Annotated in this window: 20 protein-coding genes and 1 other RNA gene; 9 read left to right on the forward strand and 12 right to left on the reverse strand. The window is 73.1% G+C overall.

Annotated features, from left to right (window positions below; translation table 11 throughout):
• Positions 1 to 17: 17 nt before the first annotated feature.
• Positions 18 to 815: a peroxide stress protein YaaA gene (gene yaaA / locus QOM21_RS25935; RefSeq protein WP_407553425.1), complete on the reverse strand. Its 798-nt coding sequence runs from the start codon at positions 813 to 815 to the stop codon at positions 18 to 20.
• Positions 816 to 979: 164 nt separating this feature from the next.
• Between yaaA and QOM21_RS25940 the strand changes: the two genes are divergently transcribed.
• Positions 980 to 2,464, forward strand: a complete 1,485-nt coding sequence (locus tag QOM21_RS25940; protein WP_407553426.1) for an RNB domain-containing ribonuclease — start codon at positions 980 to 982, stop codon at positions 2,462 to 2,464.
• 37 nt (positions 2,465 to 2,501) lie between these two features.
• Here QOM21_RS25940 and QOM21_RS25945 read toward each other — a convergent pair whose 3' ends face one another.
• Entirely contained in the window at positions 2,502 to 3,203 is a 702-nt protein-coding gene (locus QOM21_RS25945) for a hypothetical protein (RefSeq protein ID WP_407553427.1), read from the reverse strand.
• A complete protein-coding gene (locus QOM21_RS25950) occupies positions 3,200 to 4,087 on the reverse strand; it encodes a MerR family transcriptional regulator (protein WP_407553428.1) in 888 nt (295 codons plus the stop codon). Before QOM21_RS25950 ends, QOM21_RS25945 begins: the two co-directional genes overlap by 4 nt.
• A 144-nt stretch (positions 4,088 to 4,231) precedes the next feature.
• Here QOM21_RS25950 and rnpB point away from each other — a divergent pair.
• An RNA gene (gene rnpB / locus QOM21_RS25955) (RNase P RNA component class A) lies at positions 4,232 to 4,643 on the forward strand.
• Positions 4,644 to 4,780: 137 nt separating this feature from the next.
• On the opposite strand, the gene QOM21_RS25960 is transcribed toward rnpB, so the two are convergent.
• From QOM21_RS25960 to QOM21_RS25970, 3 genes are all read right to left on the reverse strand, one after another.
• Positions 4,781 to 5,878: a trypsin-like serine peptidase gene (locus QOM21_RS25960; RefSeq protein WP_407553429.1), complete on the reverse strand. Its 1,098-nt coding sequence runs from the start codon at positions 5,876 to 5,878 to the stop codon at positions 4,781 to 4,783.
• 535 nt (positions 5,879 to 6,413) lie between these two features.
• The gene (locus QOM21_RS25965; RefSeq protein ID WP_407553430.1) at positions 6,414 to 7,307 is read right to left on the reverse strand and encodes a PhzF family phenazine biosynthesis protein; all 894 of its coding nucleotides are present in this window, start codon (positions 7,305 to 7,307) and stop codon (positions 6,414 to 6,416) included.
• A 118-nt stretch (positions 7,308 to 7,425) separates the two neighbouring features.
• Positions 7,426 to 8,355 carry an SDR family oxidoreductase gene (locus QOM21_RS25970; protein ID WP_407553431.1) on the reverse strand — a complete coding sequence of 310 codons (930 nt, stop codon included), beginning with the start codon at positions 8,353 to 8,355 and terminating at the stop codon, positions 7,426 to 7,428.
• 276 nt (positions 8,356 to 8,631) lie between these two features.
• On the opposite strand from QOM21_RS25970, the gene QOM21_RS25975 reads away from it, so the two are divergent.
• The 4 genes from QOM21_RS25975 to QOM21_RS25990 all read left to right on the forward strand — a co-directional run bounded on the left by QOM21_RS25975 (position 8,632) and on the right by QOM21_RS25990 (position 14,057).
• The gene (locus tag QOM21_RS25975; protein ID WP_407553432.1) at positions 8,632 to 10,263 is read left to right on the forward strand and encodes an alkaline phosphatase D family protein; all 1,632 of its coding nucleotides are present in this window, start codon (positions 8,632 to 8,634) and stop codon (positions 10,261 to 10,263) included.
• Positions 10,264 to 10,476: 213 nt separating this feature from the next.
• Positions 10,477 to 11,799 (forward strand): multidrug effflux MFS transporter, encoded by a 1,323-nt coding sequence (locus QOM21_RS25980; protein WP_407553433.1) that lies wholly within the window; start codon positions 10,477 to 10,479, stop codon positions 11,797 to 11,799.
• A 77-nt stretch (positions 11,800 to 11,876) separates the two neighbouring features.
• Entirely contained in the window at positions 11,877 to 12,932 is a 1,056-nt protein-coding gene (locus tag QOM21_RS25985) for a serine hydrolase domain-containing protein (RefSeq protein WP_407553434.1), read from the forward strand.
• A 138-nt stretch (positions 12,933 to 13,070) separates the two neighbouring features.
• Positions 13,071 to 14,057, forward strand: a complete 987-nt coding sequence (locus tag QOM21_RS25990; RefSeq protein WP_407553435.1) for a small ribosomal subunit Rsm22 family protein — start codon at positions 13,071 to 13,073, stop codon at positions 14,055 to 14,057.
• 63 nt (positions 14,058 to 14,120) lie between these two features.
• Here QOM21_RS25990 and QOM21_RS25995 read toward each other — a convergent pair whose 3' ends face one another.
• Entirely contained in the window at positions 14,121 to 14,324 is a 204-nt protein-coding gene (locus tag QOM21_RS25995) for a DUF6243 family protein (protein WP_407553436.1), read from the reverse strand.
• 117 nt (positions 14,325 to 14,441) lie between these two features.
• Between QOM21_RS25995 and QOM21_RS26000 the strand changes: the two genes are divergently transcribed.
• Both QOM21_RS26000 and QOM21_RS26005 read left to right on the forward strand, forming a co-directional pair.
• Positions 14,442 to 15,038: a TetR/AcrR family transcriptional regulator gene (locus tag QOM21_RS26000; protein ID WP_407553437.1), complete on the forward strand. Its 597-nt coding sequence runs from the start codon at positions 14,442 to 14,444 to the stop codon at positions 15,036 to 15,038.
• A 143-nt stretch (positions 15,039 to 15,181) separates the two neighbouring features.
• Positions 15,182 to 15,925 (forward strand): bifunctional DNA primase/polymerase, encoded by a 744-nt coding sequence (locus QOM21_RS26005; protein ID WP_407553438.1) that lies wholly within the window; start codon positions 15,182 to 15,184, stop codon positions 15,923 to 15,925.
• Between the two features lie 158 nt (positions 15,926 to 16,083).
• On the opposite strand, the gene QOM21_RS26010 is transcribed toward QOM21_RS26005, so the two are convergent.
• Genes QOM21_RS26010 through efeO form a run of 4 tightly spaced genes read right to left on the reverse strand, consistent with a single transcriptional unit; the run spans position 16,084 to position 20,481 of the window.
• Positions 16,084 to 16,944 carry a hypothetical protein gene (locus tag QOM21_RS26010; RefSeq protein WP_407553439.1) on the reverse strand — a complete coding sequence of 287 codons (861 nt, stop codon included), beginning with the start codon at positions 16,942 to 16,944 and terminating at the stop codon, positions 16,084 to 16,086.
• Positions 16,931 to 17,923, reverse strand: a complete 993-nt coding sequence (efeU, locus tag QOM21_RS26015) for an iron uptake transporter permease EfeU (RefSeq protein WP_407553440.1) — start codon at positions 17,921 to 17,923, stop codon at positions 16,931 to 16,933. Before efeU ends, QOM21_RS26010 begins: the two co-directional genes overlap by 14 nt.
• 47 nt (positions 17,924 to 17,970) lie before the next feature.
• The gene (efeB, locus tag QOM21_RS26020; RefSeq protein WP_407553441.1) at positions 17,971 to 19,314 is read right to left on the reverse strand and encodes an iron uptake transporter deferrochelatase/peroxidase subunit; all 1,344 of its coding nucleotides are present in this window, start codon (positions 19,312 to 19,314) and stop codon (positions 17,971 to 17,973) included.
• A gap of 24 nt (positions 19,315 to 19,338) precedes the next feature.
• Entirely contained in the window at positions 19,339 to 20,481 is a 1,143-nt protein-coding gene (efeO, locus tag QOM21_RS26025; protein ID WP_407553442.1) for an iron uptake system protein EfeO, read from the reverse strand.
• 395 nt (positions 20,482 to 20,876) lie between these two features.
• Between efeO and QOM21_RS26030 the strand changes: the two genes are divergently transcribed.
• Positions 20,877 to 21,563, forward strand: a complete 687-nt coding sequence (locus QOM21_RS26030) for a PhzF family phenazine biosynthesis protein (RefSeq protein WP_407553443.1) — start codon at positions 20,877 to 20,879, stop codon at positions 21,561 to 21,563.
• A gap of 34 nt (positions 21,564 to 21,597) precedes the next feature.
• On the opposite strand, the gene QOM21_RS26035 is transcribed toward QOM21_RS26030, so the two are convergent.
• Positions 21,598 to 22,269 carry a heme oxygenase (biliverdin-producing) gene (locus tag QOM21_RS26035; RefSeq protein ID WP_407553444.1) on the reverse strand — a complete coding sequence of 224 codons (672 nt, stop codon included), beginning with the start codon at positions 22,267 to 22,269 and terminating at the stop codon, positions 21,598 to 21,600.
• Positions 22,270 to 22,402 lie beyond the last annotated feature (133 nt).

Raw genomic sequence — 22,402 nt, forward strand, 5'->3', positions numbered from 1 at the left:
TCAGGAGTGGCGACGGCTCACAGCTCGGTCACGATCACGTCCACCGACCACGCCTTGCCCGCCTTCGCCGGGGCCTGTGCCTCCACCGCATGGCCCAGCCCGCGCAAGTCCTCCACCAGCTCCGCGGGACCGGCCGGATCGAGCCCCGCGGACAGCAGATCCCGCACCAGCCGGCCCTTGGTGGCCTTGTTGAAGTGGCTGACCACCGACCGCTTCTCGACCCCGTTCACGACCTTCGACTGCAGTACCCGCACCGTCGCCGTCCGCCCCGCGACCTCCCCCTTGGGCTTCCACGCCGTCGCATACGCCGCCGACCGCAGATCGAGCACCAGCCCGTCCCCGGCCGCATCCGGCATCACCTCCGCCATCGGCGCCCGCCAGAACGCGCCCAGCGCGCCCAGCCCCGGCAGCTTCACGCCCATAGAGCAGCGGTAGGACGGGATCCGGTCACCGATCCGCACGGCGCCCCACAGCCCGGAGAACACCAGCAGCGACCGCTCCGCGCGCTCCCGGGCCGCCGCGTCCAGGGTCGCGAGCCCCAGCGCGTCGTAGAGCACCCCGGTGTAGATCTCCCCGGCCGGCCGGGTGCCCGCGGTGCGCAGCCCCGCGTTCTTGGCGACCTCGCCCTTGAGGCCCTCGCTGAGCCCGAGCACCTCCTGCGCCTTGGTCTCGTCCGCCGCGCACAGCTCGACGAGTTCCTCCAGCACGGCCGTCCGCGCGGCGGTCAGCCCGGGCAGGGACAGCGCGGCCGGCTCCAGCGGTGCCCCGGCGCCTCCGGCGGCCTTCCCTTCGGACGGCGGCAACAGCACGAGCACGGTGTTCTCCTTCACGGCGGTACGGGCGGGGGTGCGGCCCCGGGAAAGCGTATGGCCTGCGGCGGGGGAGCCGGGAACCCGCTCACCGGACCGCCCCGCGACGCGCGCCGCCCACCGGCCCGCATGCCGCGCCGGGAGGCCCCGCCCGCCATACGCTCGGTTTCATGCCCCGTCGCCATATGCACGTGACCGAGGCCGCCGAGGCCCCGCTGCGCCATGCGCTGCGTGAGCTGCGCGCGGAGATGGAGATCCCGGACCATTTCACGGCCACCGCGCAGGCCGAGGCGGACAGCGCCGCCCTCGCCCCGCGCATCCCCACCGCCTGCGGCAACGTGGCGACCGAGCACACCCTCGCCGACGCCACCGATCTCCCCCTCTTCACCATCGACCCGCCCGGCTCCCTCGACCTCGACCAGGCCATGTTCCTGTCCCGGCGGGACGGCGGCGGCTTCCGCGTGCACTACGCCATCGCCGACGCCGCCTCCTTCGTGACGCCGGGCGGCGCCCTGGACGCCGAGGCGCACCACCGCGTGACGACGCTGTACTTCCCCGACGAACGGGTCCCGCTGCATCCGCCCGTGCTGAGCGAGGGGGCCGCCAGCCTGCTGCCCGACAAGGACCGCCCCGCCGTCCTGTGGCAGCTCGACCTCGACCCGCAGGGCGCGCTGACCGCGGCCTCGGTGCGGCGCGCCCTGGTGCGCTCCCGCGCCAAGCTCGACTACGTGGGCGTCCAGCGGATCATCGACGACGGCACGGCCGAGGAGCCGCTCGCCCTGCTCCGCGAGATCGGCCTCCTCAGGGAGGAACAGGAGGTCCGGCGGGGCGCGATCTCCCTGCACGTCCCCGAGCAGCAGATCGTCGAGCAGAACGGCCGCTACCGCCTCGCCTACCGCGCGCCGCTGCCCGCCGAAGGCTGGAACGCCCAGATCTCCCTGCTCACCGGGATGGCCGCCGCCGAGCTGATGCTCACCTCCGGCGTCGGGATCCTGCGCACACTGCCGACCGCCCCCGACGGCTCGGTCGCCCGGCTGCGGCGCACCGCCCGCGCCCTCGGCGTCGACTGGCCCCACCACACGTCCTACGCCGCGCTCGTACGCACCCTCGACCCGCGCAGCCCCCACCACGCGGCGTTCCTCCAGGAGTGCACCACCCTCCTGCGCGGCGCCGGCTACACCGCCTTCGACGGCACCGCGCCGGACCCCGCGCACGCCCAGCACGCCGCCGTCGCCGCCCCCTACGCCCATGCCACGGCGCCGCTGCGGCGGCTCGTCGACCGGTACACCTCCGAGCTGTGCCTGGCGGCCTCCGCCGGTGTCGCACCGCCCGACTGGGTCCGCCGCGAACTGGACGCCCTGCCCCGCACGATGGAGGCCGGCACCCGGCGTGCCAACGAGGTCGAGCGGGCCTGCGTCGACCTCGTGGAGGCGGCCCTGCTGCGGGGCCGCGTCGGCGAGACCTTCGACGCGGTCGTCGTCGACATCGAGGAGCAGAACCCCACCCAGGGCACCGTCCACCTCGTCGCACCGGCCGTCGTCGGCCGCGTCGAGACCACCGAGGACACCGCTTCCCTGCCCTTGGGCGAACCCCTCCGCGTCCGCCTCACCGAGGCCGAACCGGGCACGGCGCCGGTGCGCTTCGAGCCGGCGTGAGCAGCGGGGGAGGGCGCTGCGGAGCCGGGCAGGAGCCTCAGGCGACCGCGGGCCCCTTCACCGGCGGCGGGTCACCGGCTCCCACCGCCGCCCCACGAGACCCCGACGCGGCTTCCGCCGCCACTGCCGCCACCGCCGCCCGCACGGCCGCCACCGTGCCCCGCGCGTCGTCGGCATGGAAGCGCACCGTACGCACCTCCGTCCGTCGCCCCAACAGCCGCTCCGCCGTGACCGGTTCCCGCAACGCGACCGTCACCGAGGTCTGCCCGGCCACCGCCAGCTCCAGCAGATCGTCCCGCCCCTCGCCCTTCCGCTGCTTCTCCGCCTTGGTGAACCGCAGGTCGTAGCGGACCGATTCGATCCGCTCCAGCGGGATGTCCACCTCCATCCGCGGACCGTCGCGCAGCCGCAGCGCCTGCGCTCCCAGGACGTGCGGCCGGGTGACGGCCGCGGCCTGGAGCCCCAGCATCGTCAGCACCGTGTAGACATCGATGACCAGCATCACCAGGTGCGCCACCGGATGGTCGACGAGCAGCACGGCGAGCGCGGTGGTCTCCACCGCGCAGACGAACGTCAGCCCGTAGACGATCGCGGCCTGCGCCGCCCCGTACCCGAACGGCCGGTCGCCGGCCCCCACCCCGATCCGCCGCCGCGCCACCCAACACCCCAGGCTGACCAGCCACCGCCCCTCGTGCCCGGCCACCCGCCGCACCCGCTCCCACATGGTCACGCCGCTCACCGCTCGCCCTCCCGCCCTGCGTCCTGTTCCCGCTCCGCGCCGCGCTCCCGCTCCACGACGAGCTGGATCGCCCGCCGCACCGCTTCCGCCTGGGCGGGGGCGAGATCGGCGAACATCGCCTCGGCGAAGCCCGCGCCGTCACCGGCGCCGCCCGCTTTGCCCCCGTCGCTCCCGGCGCCCGCCCCGGACCCGACCGGCCACCCGGAATCGAGGACGCTTCTGGCCACCACCCGCTGCGGCAGACAGTCCGCCAGCGCCCTGGCCACGTCCGCCACCTCCGGATCGCCGGGCTCCGCCTCGGCCAGCCCGTCGAACAGCCCGTAGACCTCGTACGCCCGCTCCATCCCACCCGGCGCGGTGAACGTCTCCCGCAACGCCGACATCAGCTCCTGCTGATCGTCCGAGCCGACGGCGGTCTCCAGCAGGGCCAGCATCTCCCGGTCCTTGGCGGCCATCACCGGCTCGGGCCCGGGCATCGCGGCGGAGGCACGCGCCATCTCCGCGAACAGCTCGGCGAGTTGCTCCGACACCGGCCCCTCGTCCGGCAGCCCACCGTGCTCCTCCGCCCGCCGCAGCAGCGCCGCGAGCCGGGTACGGCGGGTCCGGATCGCCTCCTCCTGCCGCGCCAGGTCCGCGTCCAGCTCGATCAGCACGTCCCGCAGCTCCCGCCCGGCGTCGTCGGCCAGCACATCCCTGACCTCCTCAAGCCCCAGCCCCAGCTCCGTCAGCCGCCGCACCCGCGCCAGCGCCACCGCGTCGCGCAGCCCGTAGTCGCGGTAGCCGTTCGCCCGCCTGACCGGCTCCGGCAACAGGCCCACCTGGTGGTAGTGGCGCACCGCACGGGTGCTGACGCCGGCCAGCGCGGCGAGTTCTCCGATCCTCATGCGCTCATCCTCATGCGCTCAGTAGAAACGTTGACGTCGCGACAAGGTCAAGCATCGGCCCGGCCCGGCGCGGGGCAGCCACGGGAGGAGAGCCGCCGGTCCGTGCCGTTCCCTCCCTGCGGGTAGCATGGTCGGCACGGCGGACGAGCCGGCCGGGCGGCCGCGTGGGGATCGAGAGATCCTCCCGAGGAACGTCCGGGCTCCACACGGCAGGGTGGTGGGTAACGCCCACCCGGGGTGACCCGCGGGACAGTGCCACAGAAAGCAAACCGCCGGGGCCGCGAGGTCTCGGTAAGGGTGAAACGGTGGTGTAAGAGACCACCAGCCTCCGAGGTGACTCGGAGGGCTAGGTAAACCCCACCCGGAGCAAGGTCAAGAGGGGCTGCCATCCCGGCTGGGATGACGGCCCTGCGCGGACGATCGAGGGCTGCCCGCCCGAGTCCGCGGGTAGACCGCACGAGGCTGTCGGCAACGGCAGCCCTAGATGGATGGCCGCCTCCCCTCGGCCCGCAAGGACCGGGGGAGACAGAACCCGGCGTACAGGCCGACTCGTCCGCCGCCTCTCCGGGCCTTGCCCCGGATGCCCCGCCGGCCACCAGTGGCGTTCTCCGGCGTGGGCCGTTTCGTCGCACGGCGAGGGCCGCACGGATGGTGTCCGTGCGGCCCTCGTTGCGTGGGGTGGGAGACGGTGGGTCAGGAGGTCTGGGCCTCGTTGTAGAGGTTCTTGGCGTCGTCGCCGAAGTACGGGCCGAACATGGTGTCCGGCAGGAACTGGTAGCCGAAGCTGTTCACCGAGGACTGCAGGCCGGTGCCGGTGGACTCGTCGAACGAGGTGAACCACGGGCCGCCGCTGGAGCCGCCCGTCATGTTGCACGACAGGCCGTGGTCGTTGGAGAGCAGCGGGTCCTTGAAGGAGTTGCCGCTGCAGTAGATGAGCTTGCTGCCGTCGTACGGGGCGGCGGCGGGGTAGCCGAAGGCGTACATCTGTTTGTTGTAGCCGGGGTTGAAGGCCAGGCCCTGGCCGCCGACGACGTCGGTGAGCTTCTTGCCGTCGAGCGGCGCGACGACCGCCGCGCCCACGTCGTAGTTGATGTCCTCGCTCGCCGTCCACTGGGGGGTGGAGAGGGTCTTGGAGGCTGCCCACTTGCCGTACGGGGCCTCGCCGTCGTGGTAGCCGGGCACGAAGACCCAGTTGGTGTGCCAGGCGCCCTCCAGCTTCACGCAGTGCCCGGCGGTGATCACCGTGCTCTTGTTGGTGCTGGTCACGGCGTCGCCGGAGCAGGAGGCCGAGCGTCCCTGGTAGGTGAAGAACACCCGGCCGGTGGTCTTCACGACCGCGCCGCCGCCGGTCCACGGCCCGCCCGCCTGCGGGAGGACACCGGGCAGCAGCGAGGCGGCGGAGGGCACCTTCGGGATCTGGGGGAGCCGGGGGAGCGTGGGCAGGACCTTCTGGGGCGTGCCGCGGGGCACCCGCGTGTCCGAACGGAGCTTCTCCGTACGGGACTTGGGTGCGGACGAGGTGAGATCGAGGGGCGTGGCGGAGCGCATCCGGTCCGCGGTCCAGAAGGCGGAGAGGGAGGACTGCGCGGTGGGGGAGCGGTCAGCGGTCCCGGCCGGGGTGGCGGCGCCGGCCGGTCCGGCGGGGAGCGTGACGGCGAGCAACGCCCCGGCTGCCGCCAGGACTCCGAGGGCGGCGCGCGACCGGCGCGGCCGAGAGGTGTGAGGGTCCTGGGTGCGGGCGTCGGCATCGGTGCTGCTGACAGCTATGTGGCCACGAACGGTTCGTCTCACGCGTAACTCCTTCTGCGGGGGCCGCGCGGCGGGCGTGCGGCCGACGGGACGGGGCCGCGTGGGGCGGCCCGGCAGATGAGCGAGCGGTGCGGTGGAAGGGTGCGGCGCGGGTGGGGGCTTCGTGGTGGCGCGGGTCGGTGGCGCACGGAAGAGGTGTGCGAGGAGAAGAGTGCCACCGGAAGCGAGGAGTGGGCAGGGGGCGGGGTGTGACTTTGCCGTGCAGGATCGGAGTGCGGCCGCCCGGCGAACGGCCCGCCGTACCGGGGTGGGTGGACACCTCCGCCCTGTGAGCAGCGCCGAGGTGACGCCCGTGCCCGGGATGCGAATGGGGTCGGCCGTTGTGAGATCGGCTCAAATGTGTCGGTGGGCGGAGGAAGCCCGGGGGCCGGGTTGCGGTCGGGAACTCGGCCCCCGACCGCCGGTTCTCCTCGTGCCGGCCCGGCCCCGGCCCCCGACGGTCCCGGTCCGAGTGCCGGCCCCCTGACGGCCCCGGCCCGGCCGCCGGTTCAGCCTCGCTGCCGGTGCTGTCCGCGCCTTAGGCGATGGCCGTGGCGGTGCCGCCGACGTGGGAGCGGGGGTCGCCGTCGCGCAGTTCGACGGTCAGCAGTCCGGGGCGGCCGAGGTCGTGGCCCTGGTGCAGGGTGAGGGTGACGGGGGCGGTGACCAGGCCCAGGGTGCGGGCGTAGGCACCGAAGGCGGCTGCCGCGGCGCCGGTGGCCGGGTCCTCGACGACGCCGCCGACCGGGAAGGGGTCGCGGACGTGGAAGACGGTGGGGCTCTCCCGCCAGACCAGTTGAAGGGTCGTCAGATCCAGTCGGCGCATCAGGGCGGCAAGCCGCTCGAAGTCGTAGTCCAGCTTCGCCAGCCGCTCGCGGGTGGCGGCGGCCAGCACCAGGTGCTGGTTGCCCGCGTAGGCGATACGGGGCGGCAGTGCCGGGTCGAGGTCGGCCGCGCCCCAGCCGAGGGCGGCCAGCGCCTCGGCCAGGTCGGCCGGCGTGATGGCGGTGATGCGCGGCTCGACGCTGGTCAAGGTGGCGTGCAGGGCGCCGTCCCGCCGGGTGACGGTGACCGGGACCGGGCCCGCCTGCGTGGCGAGGACCAGGTCGCCGGGGCCGGTCCGCTCGGCGAGCGCGATCGCGGTGGCGACCGTCGCGTGCCCGCAGAAGGCGACCTCGGCCAGCGGGCTGAAGAAGCGGATGGTGAACGCCCGGCCCGGTTCGCCCAGGCCCGCGGGCGGCGGGGTGAGGAACGCCGTCTCGGAGTAGCCCAGTTCGGCCGCGACGGCCAGCTGCTCGGCGTCCGTCAGGCCCGCCGCGTCCAGGACGACTCCGGCCGGGTTGCCACCCTGCGGGTCGTCCGAGAAGGCGGTGTAGCGCAGCACCTCGGGGGTGGCGCGGGAGGCTGCCGGCGCGGGCTCGTCGTGTGTCATGGCGGGGGAACCGGGCCACGGTGCCGGGTTATTCCCGGGCGGCCCGGCGCAACGCCCGGCAGGGTGCCCGGTTCTTCCCGGCCGGCCGGCCGGCGCCCGCGAACCGGCCGGCGGGGTCTCACCCCCGCCCGACGTACGGCATGTTGGTCGCCATCACCGTCGCGAACTGCACGTTCGCCTCCAGCGGCAGCGCGGCCATGTGGACGACCGTGCGGGCGACGTCGGCCGCGTCCATCACCGGTTCGGCCGCCGTGCTGCCGTCGGCCTGCAGGATGCCGGTCTGCATCCGGCCGGTCATCTCGGTCGCCGCGTTGCCGATGTCGATCTGGCCGCAGGCGATCCGGTACGGCCGGCCGTCGAGGGAGAGGGACTTGGTCAGGCCGGTCATCGCGTGCTTCGTGGCGGTGTAGGCGACGGAGTGCGGACGCGGCACATGCGCGGAGATCGAACCGTTGTTGATGATCCGGCCGCCCTGGGGTTCCTGCTCCTTCATCGCGCGGAACGCGGCCTGCGCGCAGAGGAAGGAGCCGGTGAGGTTGACCTCGACGACCGACCGCCAGTCGTCGTAGGTCAGTTCGTCCAGGGGCGCGGCCCGGCCGAAGGTGCCCGCGTTGTTGAAGAGCAGGTCCAGCCGGCCGAAGCGGTCGCGGACGGCGGCGAAGAGGGCGTCGACCTCGTCCGGGCGTGTGACGTCGGTCGGCACCGGCACGGCCGCGGGGCCGTCGGCGCCGCCGCGGCCCAGCTGCCGGGCCGTCTCCTCCAGGGCCGTCGCACGCCGGCCGGCCAGCACCACCGTCCAGTCGGCGGCGGCCAGCGCCGCGGCGACCGCCCGGCCGATACCGGAGCCGGCGCCGGTGACCACGGCCACCTTGCGCGGCCCCGCCGATCCGTCCTGCCGGGTGTCCCGCGCCGCGGGCGCGGTGTCCGCTTCCTGCCCGCTCGGTGCGCCCGGTGCCGAAGGGGCGGGCCGGGCCGCCGGTGCCGTTCCCGCTACCTGACCTGCGCGTGCCGTCGGCGTCGCCCGTGCCACCAGAGTGTTTCGTGCCATGGCGGCAGCGTAAGGGGCGTGGCCACGGCGGCTGCGTAAGGGGCGTACGCGCGAGCGGCGGGCCGGGCCTACTGCGGTGGCGGCGCGCCGCCCGGCCGCGAAGACGCCGCGACCGGTGGGGTCACCGGTGCCCCGAACGTGCCGCGATTGTCCGGCAGCGCCCGTTGCGGGGCCACTCCTCATCCAGCGGCCATGCATGCGTCGTACACGGGACAGCGCCGCGCCGTCCTCCGCCCGTCCAATCACCGGTGACAACCACCGTCAGGGGAGGGGCAGATGACCCAGCACGCAGCGCACGATCAGGAGATCCGGGCCGCCGCCGCGCACGTCGGCCGCCGTCGCTTTCTCACCGTCACCGGCGCCGCCGCCGCACTCGCTTTCGCCACCAATCTGCCGGGCGGCGGTGCGGCGTACGCGGCCGAGGCCGACGCGCGGAAGATCAGCGACAACCCGTTCACCCTCGGCGTCGCCTCCGGTGACCCGCTGCCCGGCTCCGTGGTGCTGTGGACCCGGCTCGCCCCGCGCCCCTACGAGCCGGGCAACGGCATGCCGGACGCCAGGGTCACCGTCCGCTGGGAAGTCGCCTACGACGAGCACTTCAAGAGGCTCGCGGGCCAGGGCCGTGCCGACGCCCACCCGGAGTTCAACCACTCCGTGCACATCGAGCCCACCGGCCTGGCACCCGACCGCGTCTACTACTACCGCTTCCGCGCCGGGGACTGGATAAGCCCCGTCGGCCGCACCCGCACCGCGCCCTCGCGCAGCGCACGGATCAACGACCTCAAGCTCGGCGCGGTCTCCTGCCAGGCGTACCACGACGGCTACTTCACGGCCTACCGCCATCTCGCGCAGGAAGACCTCGACGTCGTCTTCCACCTCGGTGACTACCTGTACGAGTACCCGGTGACGGCGGCGGGCGGCGCCCGCGCCTACACCGACCGGACCCTGCCCTCGCTCTTCAACCGCGAGACGGTCACGCTGGAGGACTACCGGCTGCGCTACGCCCTGTACAAGTCCGACCCGGACCTCCAGGCCGCGCACGCCGCGCACCCCTTCATCGTGACGTGGGACGACCACGAGGTGGAGAACAACTACGCCGCGGACATCAGCGAGGGCGACCTCCCGCCCGCCGAGTTCCTCGTCCGCCGGGCCGCCGCCTACCGCGCGTACTGGGAGAACCAGCCGCTGCGGAGCCCGCAGCGGCCGCAGGGCTCCGACGCCCGCCTCTACCGCCGGGTCCAGTACGGCCGGCTCGCGCAGTTCGACATCCTCGACACCCGCCAGTACCGCTCGGACCAGGCGTACGGCGACGGCTGGCACGCGCCGGGCCCCGAGTCCGCGGACCCCCGCCGCACCCTGACCGGCGCCGCCCAGGAGCGCTGGCTGATCGACGGCTGGCGCGAGTCCACGGCGCGGTGGAACGTGCTGCCGCAGCAGGTCACCTTCGCCGAGCGGCGCGACGCCACGGGCGACGCCTACCGGGTGAGCATGGACGCCTGGGACGGCTACCCGGCCTCCCGCGAGCGGGTCCTGGCCGGCGCGGAGTCGGCGGGCGTGGACAACCTCGTCGTGCTCACCGGCGATGTGCACGTCCACTACGCCCTCGACGTCAAGCGGGACGTCAAGGACCCGGGGTCGCGCACCGCGGGCGTGGAGTTCGTGACGACCTCGATCGCCAGCGGCAAGGACGGCGCGGACAAGCCGGCCAACTGGGCCACCTACATGGCGGCCAATCCGCACATGAAGTTCTACAACGGCCGGCGCGGCTATGTGACCGTCACCCTGGACCAGGACACCGCCCGCGGCGACTACCGGACGGTGTCCGCCGTCACCACCCAGGGGGCGCCGGTCACCACCGCGGCGTCCTTCGTCTCGGAGGCCGGCGACCCGGGGCTGAAGCCGGCCTGACCCCGGGCGGGCCGCGCGGTGCGCGGGCCCGCTTCACCCGGTCGGCGGAGTACGCGGCGGCCCGCATCCCGCCGGTTCCCGGGACTCGGGAACCGGGCGCCGGGGGCACGGCCCACGCCCCGACCTAGGTCCAACGGCCCAGCCGCAACCGGCCCGGCGGCAGGTCCGTGCATGACACCATGGTGCGGCCATCAATAAACCATGGAGACGCTCATGACGGACCCCGGCCCCAGCACGGCCGAGACCAAGGACCTTCCCCCGATAGCCGAGCGGGGCGCGGCAGCAGCACCGGCCGCGTCCCGCCGCACCAGCCTCCTCGTGACCTTCGTCCTCGGCGGCCTCACGGCGGTCCCGCCGCTCTCCATGGACATGTACCTCCCGGCTCTGCCGCAGGTCACCGCCGCACTGCACAGCCCGGCCGCCACCGTCCAGCTGACCCTCACGACCTGTCTGGCGGGCATGGCCCTCGGCCAGATGATCGTCGGCCCGATGAGCGACAAGTGGGGGCGCCGCCGCCCGCTGCTCGCCGGCATGGTGATCTACATCCTCGCCACCGCCCTGTGCGCGGTCGCCACCAACGCCGAACTCCTCATCGCCTTCCGCCTGTTGCAGGGCCTGGCCGGGGCGGCCGGCATCGTCATCGCGCGGGCGGTGGTGCGTGACCTGTACGACGGTGTGGCGATGGCCCGGTTCTTCTCCACCCTGATGCTCATCTCCGGGGTCGCGCCGGTCGTCGCGCCGCTCATCGGCGGCCAGATTTTGCAGGTCACCGACTGGCGCGGCGTCTTCGTCGTGCTGACCGTCGTCGGGATCCTGCTGACCCTGCTGGTCTGGCGCAAGCTCGACGAGACCCTGCCGCCCGCACGCCGGCACTCCGGCGGCCTCGGGCAGACCCTGCGCACCATGCGCGACCTGCTCGCCGACCGGGCCTTCTCCGGCTACCTCCTGGTCGGCGCCTTCGCCTTCGCCGCACTCTTCGCCTACATCTCCGCCTCGCCGTTCGTGGTCCAGGAGATCTACGGCGCCTCCCCGCAGACCTTCAGCCTGCTCTTCGGCGTCAACTCCGTCGGCCTGGTGCTGGTCGGCCAGATCAACGGCAAGGTGCTGGTCGGCCGGGTCAGCCTGGACAAGGTGCTCGGCACCGGCCTGGTGCTGATCGCGGTCGCCGCGACCGGCCTGCTGCTGATGTCCTCCGGGGTGTTCGGCGCGGTCGGCCTGGTGCCGATGGCGGCCGGTCTCTTCGTCCTGATGGCGTCCATGGGCCTGGTGATGCCCAGCACCAACACCCAGGCGCTGCTGCGCACCCCGCACGCGGCCGGCTCCGCCTCCGCGCTGCTGGGCACCTCGACCTTCCTCCTCGGCTCGGTGGCGTCCCCGCTGGTGGGCATCGCGGGGGAGCGGACCGCCGTGCCGATGGCCGTCGTACAGCTTTCCTGTGCCGTATTGGCGCTCGTGAGCTTCCTGGGGATGTGCCGCCCGTGGCAGCGTAGGGGGGAGACCACCGGGAGCACCGCCGGCGAGGGGAACAGGCTCTGAACGCACCGAGACTCCGATACGGCACCCCGGCCCGGGCCGGCCTCGACCCGACGTGGACGGAACGACTGGTCCAGGGCGTGCGGGCGCTGCCCGGCGGGCGCCCCGCCTGGTGCGCCGGAGCCGTCGTCCTGGCCGGCCGCGGCCCGGTGGTCGCCGTCGAGGACGCCGCCGGCTGGGCGGTGCGCTACCGCGCCTACGACCCCGATCGCCAGCGGGGCGTGGACCTGCCGCGGGACCTCTGGGAGCCGATGCGGGTCGGCACCGTCTTCGACCTCGCCTCGCTCACCAAGCTCTTCACCGCCGTCGCCGCGCTCCAGCAGGTCGAGCGCGGCTTCCTGGCCCTCGACGACGAGGTCCGCGGCCACCTGCCCGCCTTCGCCCGCGGCATCACCGTGCGGCAGCTGCTCGACCACACGTCGGGCCTGCGCCCGGAGCTGCCGTTCCACGACCATCCGGGGAGAGCCGCCCAGCTCGCGCTGCTGTGGCGGGAGGTGGCGGCCCCGACCGGCGGGCCGGCCGGCGCGCACCTCTACTCCGATCTCAACCTCATCGCCCTCCAGCTGGTCCTGGAGCAGCTCACCGGGCGGCGCCTGGACGCCCTCGTCCGGGACGGCATCACCGGGCCGCTGGGCATGCTCAGCACGTCCTACGGGCCGCTGGCGCCCCAAGGCGTGGCGGCGACGGAGGACCAGCGGCGCCCGTGGGCGAAGGCGGACCGCGGGATGGTGCGCGGTGAGGTCCACGACGAGAACGCCTGGGCGCTGGGCGGGGTGGCCGGGCACGCCGGTCTGTTCTCCACCGCCCAGGATCTGGCGGTGCTGTGCCGGACGCTGCTCAACGGCGGCGCCTACGGCACCGCGCGCGTCCTGGGCCCGGACGCCGTCGCCGCCCTGCTCGACCCGCCGGGCCTCGGCTTCGGCGTCGACCAGCCGTACTTCATGGGCGAGTTGGCGGGGCGCGGCGCGGCCGGCCACACCGGTTTCACCGGTACCAGCCTGGTCCTGGACCGGGTCACGGACACCTTTCTGGTGCTCCTCGCCAACACCGTCCACCCGTGCCGCCGCAGCGGTGGCAGCGCCCCCCGTGCGGCCGCCGCCGACTGCCTGGCCCGGGCGGTCGCCCGCGCCGGCTGACCACCGGACACCGTCGGCGTCATCCCGCGCAGCCACCCCGCCCCCTGGCCGCTCGCCCTGCCCGTCCTTCCCCACCGCCCCTCCAGCCCCTCCCGCCGCGCGGAAGGAGCGCCTTCAAGGCCCCGTAGACTTTTCCGAATGCACGAGGAACTGCGGGCCGCACTGGCCGTCCTGCTCGACGGCCTGCCGCCCAAGCAGGCCGTGCAGGCCGTCGAGCGGCTGATCGCCAACTACCGGGGCCGTACGCCCACCGACGCCCCGGTGCTCAGGGACCGCGCCGATGTCGCCGCGTACGCCGCCTACCGGATGCCGGCGACCTTCGAGGCGGTACGGGCCGCGCTGGGCGCCTTCGCCGAGCGGCTGCCGCAGTGGTCGCCGGCCACCCATGTGGACATCGGGGGCGGCACCGGCGCCGCCACCTGGGCCGCCGCGGCCACCTGGAAGGGGCACCGCAGCACCGTCCTCGACTGGGCGCAGCCCGCGCTCGACCTCGGCCGCGAGCTGGCGGACGGGGTGCTGCCGGACGTCCGGTGGCAGCGCCAGGTCATCGACGAATCGCTGGCGGTCCCGGCGGACACGGACCTGGTGACCGTGTCCTACGTCCTGGGCGAGCTGCGGCCGGAGGCCCGCCGGGCCGTGGTGGCCGCCGCGGCGACCGCACATGCCGTGGTGCTGATCGAACCGGGCACCCCCGAGGGCTATCGCCGCATCATCGCGGCCCGCGAGCAGCTCGTCGAGGCCGGTCTGCGGATCGTCGCGCCCTGCCCGCACAGCGACACCTGCCCGATCATCTCCGGCGCGGGGAACCCCCCGCCGGCGGGTGCCGCAGGGGACTGGTGCCACTTCGCCGCCCGGGTCAGCCGCTCCTCCCTCCACCGCCAGGTCAAGGGCGGCTCCCTCCCGTACGAGGACGAGAAGTACAGCTACGTCGCCGCCACCAGGACGGCCGCCTCCCCGGCCGCCTCCCGTATCGTCCGCAAGCCCCAACTCCGCAAGGGTCAGGTGCTGTTGGACCTGTGCACCGCGGAGGAGGGGCTGCAGCGCGCCACGGTCACCAAGCGCCACGGCGACCTCTACCGCGCGGCCCGGGACGCCGCCTGGGGCGACGACTGGCCGCGTTCCTGACTCGACGCCCCGCATCCGCCGCGGCCGGGGCGGCCGCTGGGGCCGCCCCGGCCGCGGCGGTATTCACGCGTCGCCGTCCGTCGATGGCTCGGACCGTTCCGTCCGTGCCTCCTGGAGTTTGCGCAGCAGTTCGCGGCGCTGTGCCTGCGGATCGGGCCGGCCGCCGCCGTGCGGGCCGCCGCCCGCACCGCCGCGCAGCGCGCCGCGGGAGAGCTTGCTGCGGGTGCCGCCGACGCCGAGCATGCCGCCCGCTTTTCCCTTGCCCATGAGGTGATCCCTTCGCCGTCCGACGAGACGCACCGTCTCGCTTCCGGTTCAGCATGAGGCGAGACGCTGCGTCTTGTCAAGACGATACGTCTCGCCTCACGTGGATAGACTTCACCCATGGCCAACAAGACACCCCCGGACGCCTCGCGCCGCAGCGAGCGCTCCCGTCGCGCGATCTTCGACGCCGCCCTCGCGCTCGTCGGCGAGGTCGGCTACGACAAGCTCACGATCGAGGGCATCGCCTCCCGGGCCGGGGTCGGAAAGCAGACGATCTACCGCTGGTGGCCCTCGAAGGCCGCCGTCCTGCTGGACGCCTTCACCGTCGACGTGGACGGCTACGGGGAGGCCATGCCGGACACCGGCGACCTGGCGGCCGACCTGAAGTCCGTACTGCGGGCCACGGCGGACGAGTTCAACGACCCGGCGTTCCAGGCCCCCTATCGCGCCCTCGCGGTGGCCGGCGCGAACGACGAGGAGCTGTCCCGCACCTTCGTCTCCCGGCTGCTGGAGCCCGGTATCAGCGCCTATACCGACCGGGTGCGGGCGGCCCAGGAGGCGGGCGAGCTGGCCCCCGACGTCGATCCCCGGATCGTCGCGGAGATGGTCCTGAGTCCCTTCTCACAGCGATGGCTGATGCGCACCGGTGAGCTGACCCACCAGTTCGTCGACACCCTGGTGGACCTGGTGCTGCGCGGCCTGTGGGCGCGCCCCTGAAAGTTCACGCCGGCCTGGTGATGATGTGGGGAAATGCCCCCATTCGTCGGTTCTTCGTTCACCCCGGATCCGCACACCGGTCACCCGGGGCGCAGGATGGTGGCAGCATTGATCCCAGACCACCGCTCGAAGTGAGGGGATAGATGGAACGCAAGAGCAGGTTCTCCCAGTGGCTGCGCCGGCCGAAGAGCGGATCGGACGGCGGCGATACGGACACGGGATCGACGGCCGCGCGCGGCCGTGAGGACCTGCTGCTGGCGGCGGCCGACGCGGGTTTCCCCATCGCCCCGGCAGCGCACCCCTCCGGCTACGGCTGTTCCTGTGAACGCATCGGGTGTCCCACCCCCGGCCGGCATCCGATCTCCTTCGGCTGGCAGACCGTCGCCACCACCGACCGCGACAAGGTCGCCACCTGGCTGCGCACCCTCCCGCACGCCAACTTCATCACCGCCACCGGCATCATCCACGACGTGCTCGACGTCCCCGTCGAAGCGGGCCGCAGCGCACTGGGCCGGCTGGACGCGGCAGGCATCGACGTCGGACCGATCACCCTCAGCGGCAGCGGTACCCGCGACGGCCGGATGCTGTTCTTCACCGCCACCCGCGGCACCCCGGACGACGAGGACGAGTGGTGGCCCTGCGAGCTGGACTGCCACCCCGAGACCCTGGACGAACACCCCGGGCTGCGCTGGCACTGCCGCGGCAGCTATGTGCTGCTGCCGCCCTCCCGGCTGCCCGGTGACCAGCCGGCCGTGAGCTGGCTGCGCGGCCCCGAACTGCCGCTGCCCGACCCGCTGACGCTGCTGGAGTCGCTCACCGACGCCTGCGCCGAGTTCCTCGACCGCGAACCCCACCACGAGTCGGCGGCCTGGCCGATCGGCCGCTGACGCCCCCGGAAGCCTGCGGGCCGTACGAACGGTCCGGTCCCGCACGCATCCGTACGCACCGCGTCACGGGCGCCACGGAAGACGCCGAAGGGGCCGCCGGACCACCGGCGACCCCATGAATCGGCGGCGCGCCTTCCGGCGGCCGTCGGCCACACCCGTTACAGCGCCTTCGCCGACGTCTTCGCCTCGATGCGGTTCAGCACGACGACCTTGTCTCCGGAGTCCTTGGCCGGCACCTCGACGGTCTGGCCCGACACGGTGGTGAAGGTCATCTTGTTGGTCTTCTTCGTGGGGCCCTGCACGATGCCCTGGAGGCTCGGCGGCACCTTGATCGTCAAGCCTTCGGAGACCGTCTTCTGCTGGTGGTAGTAGGTCGAGAAGAACACCAGTGCCCCGCCGTCCTGCAGCCGCAGCGCCACCGGCGGGAAGGCCGCGGGCCGGTCCTCCCACTGGATCCGGGCGCCCAGCTGGTTGGCGTCCCTGGCACGGGTCGCGCGCCAGCCGTCGGTGTTCCTGCCCGGCGCGAACAGCTCGCCCTTACCGGTGTTGAGGTAGTCGGCGTACCGCGCGCTCAGCTTGCCGGGGGCCACCGTCAGACCGGCCGCGTCATCGGCAGGCACCGCCTCGGCGTAGCCGTCCTTGTCCGTCTTGAACTGCGGCGCCGCGTTGCCGGCGAACGTCGCCAGATACACCGCACGCCACTTGGCGTCGATGCCGTCCCGGCTGAACACCAGATACCAGCGGCTGTTCTTGCGGTTGCTGACGGCGTCCGCGACGAAGTACTTCGGCCAGCCCGCCTGCTTGGGCACCGTGAAGTGCGCGTCCTTGAACGTCAGCGGGGTGAAGCTCGGGTTGCCCTGCGGCCGGACGGCGTGCGCGGCCTTGATGCCCGCCTGGTCGATGGCCAGCAGCGCCCCCGACTCGTACGAGGGGTTCACCGAGGGATCGAGCCGGCTGTTGGCCTTGTTGAAGCCGTCGGCGAAGTGCTGGAGCGCCTTGGCGCCCTCAGACTTCGTCACCGCCGGCAGCTTCACCCTTTCGCCGTGCACCGTCATGCACCCGCTCAGTATCACCAGCGCCGCCGCTGCCGACGTCAGTGTTGCGGGCACCCGGAACGGCGACCTGCGTGTCATGGGGCTCGGGCTCCTTCGGGGCGACCGGGGCGGACGGGGAGGCCGCCGGGGTGGCACGATTCGGCGCAACCCTACCGGGGGCGAGGAAGAGGGCGAGCGTGGGGATCAGATACAGAGCCCACACCGTGACCTGAAGGACGGTCGGATCCGGCTGGAAGTTGAAGATGCCCTTCAGCAGCGTGCCGTACCAGCTGTCGGCCGGGAACTGCTCGCTGATGTCGAACGCCCGCTGGTGCAGACCCGGCAGGAACTCCGCCTCCTGCAGATCGTGGAAGCCGTACGCCAGCACGCCCGCCGCCACGACCACCAGCATGCCGCCGGTCCAGGTGAAGAACTTCGCCAGGTTGATCCGCACCGCACCGCGGTAGAACAGCCAGCCCAGCACGACGGCCGTCAGCAGGCCGAGCAGCGCGCCGATCAGCGGGCGTACGCCGTCCTGCGCGGACTGCGCGGCGGTCCACACGAACAGGGCCGTCTCCAGCCCCTCGCGGCCCACCGAGAGGAACGCGGTGACCACCAGCGCCGTGGTGCCCAGGGACAGCGCCGCGTCCAGCTTGCCGTGCAGCTCCTGCTTCAGATGCCGCGCGGTGCGCCGCATCCAGAAGACCATCCACGTCACCAGGCACACGGCGATGATCGACAGGGAGCCGCCGAGGGCCTCCTGCGCCGTGAACGTCAGTGTCTGCGAGCCGAATTGGAGCGCGGCGCCGAAGGCGAACGACAGCACCACGGCCAAGGTGATGCCGATCCAGACCGGCCGCAGCGCTCCCCGCCGGCCGGTCTTGACCAGGTAGGCGATGAGGATGCACACGACGAGACTGGCTTCCAGTCCCTCGCGCAGTCCGATCAGGTAGTTGCCGAACACGTCGGTCCCTTTCCTTCCTTCATGGCGTCGTCCACGGTGTCGACAACTCAGGCGAACAGTGCCCGGCCCCACCAGTCGTCCGCGTTCCGGACGCCCGGCGGCACCGCGAAGACCGCTGAACCCACGTGCTGGATGTATTCGTTGAGCGCGTCGTTGCGCGCCAGATTCCGCTGCAGCGGTACGAAGCCGTCGCGGACGTCGCGCTGGTAGGCGAGGAAGAACAGTCCGGCGTCCAGCCGTCCCAGGCCGTCCGTGCCGTCGGTGAAGGAGTAGCCGCGCCGCAGGATGCGCGCCCCGCCGTTGGAGTCCGGGTGCGCGAGCCGCACGTGCGCGGTCGGCAGCATCGACTTCAGATGCGGCTCGTCCCGCTCGTGCTTCCTGCCGACCGCCGCGCCCTCGCCCTTGTCCCGGCCGAAGATCTCCTCCTGCTCCTTGAGCGGAGTGCGGTCCCAGGTCTCGATGCGCATCCGGATCCGGCGGGCGACCAGGTACGAACCACCGGCCATCCAGCCCGCGTCGGGCTTCTCGCCCACCCACACGTGCTCGGCGAGGGCCGCGTCGTCGGTGCCCGCGATGTTGCGGGTGCCGTCCTTGAAGCCGAACATGTTGCGCGGTGTGTGCGCGTCCGGTGTGGTCGAGGAGGTCTTGCCGAAGCCGAGCTGCGACCAGCGGACCGCGACCTTGCCGAAGCCGATCCGGGCCAGGTTGCGGATCGCGTGCACCGCGACCTGCGGGTCGTCCGCGCACGCCTGCACACACAGATCACCGCCGCTGCGGGTCCGGTCGAGGTTGTCGCCGGGGAACTTCGGGAGCTCGATCAGCGCTTCGGGCCGCCGGGCGGCGAGCCCGAACCGCTCCTTGCCGTCCTTCTCGAAGAGGGAGGGGCCGATGCCGAACGTCAGGGTGAGCCGGGACGGCGGCAGACCGAGCGCCTCACCGGTGTCGTCCGGCGGCGCCTCGGCGAGCCCGCCGACCGCCCCGCCACCGACCGCGTCCCCCGCCGTCATCCGCGCCGCCGCCCTCGTCCACTCCTTGAGCAGCGCGATCAGCTCCGCGCGGTCGTCGGTGGTGACATCGAACGCGGCGAAGTGCAGCCGGTCCTGGACGGCGGTGGCGATCCCGGCCTGGTGCGCACCGTGGAAGGGCACCGCGGCGCCCGCGGTCGCGTCCGCCCCGGCCGGCTGGGCGTCGCTGCCGGTGCGCAGCGCCGCGGCCGTGCCGCCGGCCGTGACCGCTCCGAGCGCCAGCCCCGCGCCGCCCCAGCCCAGCAGCGTGCGCCGGGACGGCGTGCGGCCGCCCGGGGCGGCCGCCTGGTCGTCCTTGGCGCCGTCGCCTGCGGTGCCCGTCGCCGGGGCGTCCGCCGTCTCCTGTCGCTGACCGTCCGTCGTCATCGTGACTCCCTGCTTCGCGATGGACTACTTGTCGGTCGCCACGGCGGCGGCCAGCTTCGACAGCGGCTCGGCCAGCGCGCTGACGCCGTCGGACAGCTCCTTCTTCTCACCCTTGTCGACGGTGTCGTACGAGACGAAGCCGTCGCCCTCGCGGTAGTCGTCCAGCTGCTTGTCGATCGCCGCGAACTGCTTGTCGAGTTCCTTGGCCAGCGCCGCGTCGTTCTTCGCCGCGACCGGCTCGAGCAGCTCGTACGCCTTGCGGGCGCCGTCCACGTTGGCCTGGAAGTCGACCAGGTCGGTGTGGCTGTAGCGCTCCTCCTCACCGGTGACCTTGCCGCTGTAGACCTCGTCGAGCAGCTCCTTGGCGCCGTTGGCCATGCTGGTCGGGGTGATCTCGGCCTTGCCGACCCGCTTCTGCCAGTCCTTGAGGTCGCTGATCAGCCGGTCGGCGAGGTCGGAGTCGGCATCGGAGAGCTTCTTGGTCTCCCACAGCGACTTCTCCAGCTTGTGCCAGCCGGTCCACTTCTGGCCGTCCTCCAGGCCGTCCTCGCGGACGTCGACCTTGGGGTCGATGTCGCCGAAGGACTCGGCGACCGGTTCGGTGCGCTCCCAGCCGATGCGGGAGACGGCGTACGCCTTCTTCGCGGCCTCGATGTCGCCCGCCTTCACGGCGTCGGCGAACTTCTCGGCCTTGGGCAGCGTCTCGTCGGCCTGCTCCTGGACGTAGCGGCGGTACGCGGCGACCGCGGCGTCCAGCCGGGGGTCGCGCTTCGCGGTCGCGCCCTTGCCGCTCGCCGTGACCTTCTGCCGGATGCCGTCGCCCTTCATCCCGGGCTTGCAGGCGATCTGGTAGGAGCCGGCCTTGATCTCGGCGGTGATCTCGGCCCGGGTGCCGGGGCCGATGTTCTCCCGCTCGGTGACGATCCGGTCGCCGGGGGCGTAGACGTAGACCTCGGTGACCTTGGAGCCCTTGTTCTGCACCGCGAACCGGACATGACCGGCGGGGAACTCCTTCGCGGAGACCTCGCAGCCGGTGTCGGTGGCCGTCACCTCGATCACGCCCTTGCCTCCGCCCTTGGCGTCGCTCTTCTCGGCGCAGCCGGCGACGGCGGTGAGGGTCGTGGCCACGGCTATCGCGGCAACGACGGAGGGGCGGAGGGCTCGCATGCGGGGCTCCAGGCGGTTCTGTGGGTGCGGGAACAAGGACTGCGCCACTAAGGCGGCCCTAACTTATCCGAGGCTTACCTGAATGCTTCCCCTCGTGTCCAGTGATTCGGCTCTCATGAGCTACGACTCGGTCACGGTCCGACAGGGGCCCCGCCAAGGGACCTTCAAGGACTGGTCAAGGAGAGGAGGGGGGAGAGGGAGAGGGCGGTGCGGCCGCTACTCCCGCCGTCCGTACGAGGCGAGCAGCTGCTACGAGGCGAAGGTGTCCGTCCGGCGGCCGGGCCCGTCCCGCGGCCCGTCCCGCGGGTCGGCGCCGCCTGTGGCGCCGGTGAGCGTGTCCACCGGGCGCCGCCGCATCCGGATTCCCTTACGGGGCCGTGCTGTTGAATGGACGGATGATCGAATGCAATGGCCGGGAGCTCGAACTGGACGTGCTGCGCGTGTTCTGCGGGCCCGGCGGGACGGGCGGCAACCCACTGGGTGTGGTGCGCGACGGCCCGGCCGTCCCCGACCGGGCGGCACGTGCCGCGCTGGCCGCCGAACTCGGCTTCAGTGAAACCGTCTTCCTGGACGACGAGACGCGCGGCACGGTCGACATCCACACGCCGAGCGTCCGCCTCCCCTTCGCCGGCCATCCGCTCGTGGGGCTGGCCTGGCTGCTGCGCAGCCTCGGCCGGCCGCCCCGGATGCTCCGTCCCCCGGCCGGCGATGTCCCGGTGACCGTCGAGGAGGAGCTCACCTGGGTGCGCGGCCGCGCGGAGTGGGTGCCCGACCGCAGGACCGAGCAGTACGCGTCGGTGGCCGAGGTCGACGCGCTGCCGGCGCCGCCGCCGGGGGAGGGCTGGCTCTACGCCTGGGCCTGGCAGGACGAGGCGGCGGGAGTGGTCCGTGCGCGGGCCTTCCCACGCCGTGGCGACGGCATCGTCGAGGACGAGGCCACCGGCGCGGCCGCGCTGCTGCTGACGCATGAGCTGGGGCGCGCGCTGGATGTCCGCCAGGGCGTCGGGTCGCAGATCCTCACCCGCCCGTACCCGGACGGCACGATCGAGGTCGGTGGGCGGGTGCGCGTCGACACGCCGTAGCGCTGGGCGCGGGCACCCGCCCGTGCGCCGTACCTCAGGCGGTCAGCGGGAACTCCTCGCCCAGCTCGCGGAAGACCTCGCCGTTCAGCGTGAAGGCCCGCTTGCACTCGTCGACCACGCGCTGCTTCTCCAGGTCGTCGACCGGCAGCGCGTCCAGCAGCTCGCGGTAGTGGCGCTTGAAGGCGGCCGGGTTGGCGATGTCCTCGAAGACGTAGAACCGCACGCCGTCGCCCTTGCGCGCGAAGCCCCAGGTCTTCTCGGCGGTGCCGCGGATGATCTGGCCGCCGGAGAGGTCGCCGAGGTAGCGGGTGTAGTGGTGGGCGACATAGCCGGCAGGCCAGTCCCTGGCGCAGTGCGAGACCCGCTCGGCGTACGCGGCGGTGGCCGGCAGCGGCTCCAGGCCCGCGCGCCAGGACGACCCGCCCAGGTGGGCGAGGTCGCGCTCCAGCTGAGCGGTGCGGGCCAGCTCCGGGCGGATGAAGGGGCCCGCGACGGGGTCGTCGGTGAGCGCGTCGGAGGCGTCCTCCAGCGCGCGGTAGACGAACCACAGCTGCTCGGTGTAGCGGCGGTAGGCGCGGACGCCGAGTTTGCCGCCGAGGAGGTCGCTCATGAAGGAGGAGTTCTCGGCCTCGGTGTGCTGCTCGTGCGAGGCGGTGCGGATGACCGTCGAGAACGGAGCGGACGGGGTCGGGCTGGGGGCTTCCAAGGCGGACCTCCGGGAACCGAGGGGGGCGGACGGGAACGGATCGTCGCCGCTGGGACCCAGCAAACTACTTAGGCTTACCTAAGTCAACCCTGTTCCCGACGCCCTGTCGGTAAAACCCTACCCCCGCCGGGGA

Source organism: Streptomyces sp. Pv4-95, assembly GCF_045782725.1.
GTDB lineage: Bacteria > Actinomycetota > Actinomycetes > Streptomycetales > Streptomycetaceae > Streptomyces.

Bases quoted from the DNA above. Each gene is read 5' to 3' on its own strand.
- QOM21_RS26005 (WP_407553438.1), top strand. From the start codon at position 15,182: ATGGAACGCAAGAGCAGGTTCTCCCAGTGGCTGCGCCGGCCGAAGAGC.
- efeO (WP_407553442.1), bottom strand. From the start codon at position 20,481: ATGCGAGCCCTCCGCCCCTCCGTCGTTGCCGCGATAGCCGTGGCCACG.
- QOM21_RS25950 (WP_407553428.1), bottom strand. From the start codon at position 4,087: ATGAGGATCGGAGAACTCGCCGCGCTGGCCGGCGTCAGCACCCGTGCG.
- efeB (WP_407553441.1), bottom strand. From the start codon at position 19,314: ATGACGACGGACGGTCAGCGACAGGAGACGGCGGACGCCCCGGCGACG.
- QOM21_RS25965 (WP_407553430.1), bottom strand. From the start codon at position 7,307: ATGACACACGACGAGCCCGCGCCGGCAGCCTCCCGCGCCACCCCCGAG.
- QOM21_RS25995 (WP_407553436.1), bottom strand. From the start codon at position 14,324: ATGGGCAAGGGAAAAGCGGGCGGCATGCTCGGCGTCGGCGGCACCCGC.
- QOM21_RS26030 (WP_407553443.1), top strand. From the start codon at position 20,877: ATGATCGAATGCAATGGCCGGGAGCTCGAACTGGACGTGCTGCGCGTG.
- QOM21_RS25940 (WP_407553426.1), top strand. From the start codon at position 980: ATGCCCCGTCGCCATATGCACGTGACCGAGGCCGCCGAGGCCCCGCTG.
- QOM21_RS25980 (WP_407553433.1), top strand. From the start codon at position 10,477: ATGACGGACCCCGGCCCCAGCACGGCCGAGACCAAGGACCTTCCCCCG.
- QOM21_RS26000 (WP_407553437.1), top strand. From the start codon at position 14,442: ATGGCCAACAAGACACCCCCGGACGCCTCGCGCCGCAGCGAGCGCTCC.
- QOM21_RS25970 (WP_407553431.1), bottom strand. From the start codon at position 8,355: ATGGCACGAAACACTCTGGTGGCACGGGCGACGCCGACGGCACGCGCA.
- QOM21_RS25990 (WP_407553435.1), top strand. From the start codon at position 13,071: ATGCACGAGGAACTGCGGGCCGCACTGGCCGTCCTGCTCGACGGCCTG.
- QOM21_RS25975 (WP_407553432.1), top strand. From the start codon at position 8,632: ATGACCCAGCACGCAGCGCACGATCAGGAGATCCGGGCCGCCGCCGCG.